A 3,095-nucleotide genomic window follows, 5' to 3' on the forward strand; every position below is an offset into this window, starting at 1 on the left:
CGCCGATGCGGTGCGCGCGAACCGCGCGCAGCGCGACGAGCTGAGCGGCTCGACGATCACGATCTCGAGCCTCGGCGCGCTCGGCGGCATCGTGTCGACACCGGTCATCAATCATCCTGAAGTGGGCGTCAGCACGAGGCCCCACGGCACCCCCCACCAGCCGAACGCGGCCGACGCCAGCAGCGCGACCGCCTGCTTCCTGCGGCCGCAACGCCGGCAGCACACATGGCGTCGCGTCGCCCAGCGCGTGACGAACAGCAGCGATACGACGCGATGCGACGCATGGACATCCACCGGCTGGTCGTCGCGACCGCAGATCGGGCACGGCCCGTAACGCCAGTCGTGCACGTACTCCCAGACTTTCGCATCGGGCACCCGTTCCGCCTCGACCACGATCGGATGCGCTTGCGCGCACGCCGCACGGCAATAGCGGCGGCCGTCGATCGACCGCCCGCCGGCCAGGAACGTCCTGCCGCAGTGACTGCACTCTGCCACGGTAACCTCGGATAAGCGTGATGCGCCGCGTGCCGGCCGCGCGCAGCATGGCTGCACCGGCGGTCCGGACGGGCCGTTTACTGTCTTAACGGCCGGCATCGCGCGGTCTTGAGCGGCGGTATGCCGCCGCGCGTCAGGCGTGCAGCCCGTGCGCGGTCATCAGCCGGTACAGCGTCGCGCGCGAGATGCCCAGCTCGGCGGCCACGTCCGCATGCTGGTGGCGGTGGCGCATCAGCGTTTCCTCGATCGCGTGCCGCTCGGCCTGCCGGCGCGCTTCCGCGAGCGTCGGCGGCCGCCGCGACGTGTACGGGTGCAGTTCGAGATCCGAGGCCGAGATCAGCGGGCCGTTCGTCATCACGACCGCGAACCGGATCCGGTTGATCAGCTCGCGCACGTTGCCGGGCCATGGGTAGTTGTGGATCGCTTCGATCGCGCACGGCATGAAGCCGCGAATCCGGAGCGAACTGTCGCCGCGATAGCGCCGCAGCACGGAGTCGGCGAGCAACATGATGTCGCGGCCGCGCACGCGCAGCGGCGGCTCGTCGATGCGCAGCACGCACAGGCGGTAGTACAGGTCGGCACGGAACCGCCCCGCCTGCATCGCGGCCTCGAGATCGACGTGGGTCGCCGACACGATCCGCACGTCCACCGGAATCGACGCGTGCCCGCCGAGCCGCTCGATCGTGCCTTCCTGCAGGAAGCGCAGCAGGCTCGCCTGGCTCTCGAACGGCATGTCGCCGATTTCGTCGAGGAACAGCGTGCCGCCGTGCGCAGCCTCGATCCGGCCGATCTTGCGCTGGTGCGCGCCCGTGAACGCGCCGCGCTCGTGGCCGAACAGCTCGGCCTGCAGCAGCGTCGGCGGAATGGCCGCGCAGTTCACGGCGACGAAGGGCGCGTCGGCGCGCGACGACTGCTGGTGGATCGCCGCCGCCGTCAGCTCCTTGCCGGTGCCGGATTCGCCGGCGACGAAGACGGTGGCGTCCGTGTTCGCGACCTTGCGGATCGTCGCGAACAGCCGGCGCATGGCGTTGCACGAGCCGATCATCGCGCCGCCGGGGGGCGCCGCAGCGGCGTCCGGGCTACCGTCGGCGAGCTTCAGCATCCCGTACGCATGGCCGACCAGATAGCCGATCGTCGTATAGGCGTTCGCATTGCGCACGTAGTCGAAGCAGCAGTGGCGAATCAGGCGCGCGATGGTGAGATCCCGCAACCGCTCATGGTCGGCGAGCGCGACCCAGCCGACGCGCGGATCGCGCAGCAGCGTTTCGAACGCCATGACGTCGGGTGACGCGAAGCTGCCGAAATCGACGATGCCCGCATGCGGGCGGTTCACCCTGACGAGATTCAGTGCGTCCGCAACGGTTTTCGCGCGCCACACGTCCCAGCCGCGTGACGCGAGGCAGTCGACGAGCGCGGCATCGTGCTGCTGCGACAGGTAGACGAGCGGCCGCGGCGGCACGACATGGTTGCGCCGGACGGCAACGAACGGCGCCGGTCCTGCCTCGCGTTCGAGATCCTGCGGGCCCGACACCCTGATCTGGCAGCAATAGTTCACGATGGCCTCGTCGCTTGGATGGGTGATCGAAACGGCCGTTGCCGGATCGCGCGGGGCGGGACATCGTGGTCCCGCGGCGCAGCGCCGGGCCGTCCTCGGATTGACGTTTCGTTATCGGCAGAACACGACGCGCTGCGTGTAGATCTGCGGCTCGACGACCGGCTTCGCGGAACGGTTGAGGTCGTCACGATAGGCGCGGTAGGTCTTGCCGTTCACCGTCACCTCCGTCGCAGGGGCCGTCTCGATCGAGCCGAGCCCGTTGCGCTGCCACCCGCTCACCCGCTCCGCCGCCGTCACGCTCGACTCGCCGGCGATCTTCTGCGTGATCGCGCTGCCGTCGCTCCATGGCTGCGTCTGCATGTCCTCGGCATGCTGCATCGCGCCGATCGTCTTGCCGGTCGATGTCGGCCCCTTCTGCGCTTCGAACGGTGCGCCACGGCCGTACACCGGCGATTGCCACGACGGGGCGTGACCTTCCTCCGGCATCATGTAGATCATCTGCGGATCGCCGATCATCATCATCGGCGCGCATGCCGTGTTGTCGGCGCGACCGAGCGTCGACAGCGCCTGCTGAACGCTCACGGCGTTCGCGGCGGTCTGCTCGCCCAGGATCACGAAGACCGCCGGGTTCTGAAATACCGACTGCGCCGCGGCTTGTGCGCTGTACAACAACAGAGCGACCAAAAAGATCCTCATGATTGAGGCCTCCTTGCATCCTCGTCAGGCAAAAAGAGGTGTTGACCTCGGGGATGGGATCAACACCCGTCAAACAGGAAACGACCGTCGGGCATCGGGTTCGAACGTCTCCCGTGCGGCCGGTGTTCCGGTCACACGGGAAACCGACCCGCATGCTTACGACGACGTGCTCGTCGAGATGACCGCCGGAGCCGGCACGACCGGTGCCGCCGGGGCGGCCTGCTGGTCGACCGAAGCCGGCGGCAAGGCTTGCGCCGGATCGGACAACGCGGGCATGTCGGCGGGCTGCGCAGCCGCTGCTTCCGGCGCCTTCGCGTCGGCTGCCGGCATGTCGGCAGGCGCCGCGGCG

The 3,095-nt window shown here is 69.0% G+C and carries 2 protein-coding genes and 3 pseudogenes; 1 reads left to right on the forward strand and 4 read right to left on the reverse strand.

Translation table 11 applies throughout. The features are described from left to right. Positions 1-130, forward strand: a pseudogene (locus G3N96_RS38165) (2-oxo acid dehydrogenase subunit E2); the annotation flags it as partial. Here G3N96_RS38165 and G3N96_RS38170 read toward each other — a convergent pair. From G3N96_RS38170 to G3N96_RS38185, 4 genes and pseudogenes are all read right to left on the reverse strand, one after another. Beyond that, a pseudogene (locus tag G3N96_RS38170) lies at positions 124-495 on the reverse strand (hypothetical protein); the annotation flags it as partial. The pseudogenes G3N96_RS38165 and G3N96_RS38170 sit on opposite strands and share 7 nt — an antisense overlap. A gap of 133 nt (positions 496-628) precedes the next feature. Further along, positions 629-2,026 (reverse strand): sigma-54 dependent transcriptional regulator, encoded by a 1,398-nt coding sequence (locus tag G3N96_RS38175; protein ID WP_346778937.1) that lies wholly within the window; start codon positions 2,024-2,026, stop codon positions 629-631. 135 nt (positions 2,027-2,161) lie between these two features. Beyond that, complete coding sequence (locus tag G3N96_RS38180; RefSeq protein WP_124578154.1) at positions 2,162-2,746, reverse strand: hypothetical protein; 585 nt, start codon at positions 2,744-2,746, stop codon at positions 2,162-2,164. A 156-nt stretch (positions 2,747-2,902) separates the two neighbouring features. Further along, positions 2,903-3,095: pseudogene (locus tag G3N96_RS38185) on the reverse strand (chemotaxis protein CheA); the annotation flags it as partial.

This window comes from Burkholderia sp. Se-20373, assembly GCF_017104705.1.
Lineage (GTDB): Bacteria > Pseudomonadota > Gammaproteobacteria > Burkholderiales > Burkholderiaceae > Burkholderia.

What these genes read in the sequence shown, in the direction of transcription:
- G3N96_RS38180 (WP_124578154.1), bottom strand. Translation starts at nt 2,746, where the DNA reads ATGAGGATCTTTTTGGTCGCTCTGTTGTTGTACAGCGCACAAGCCGCG.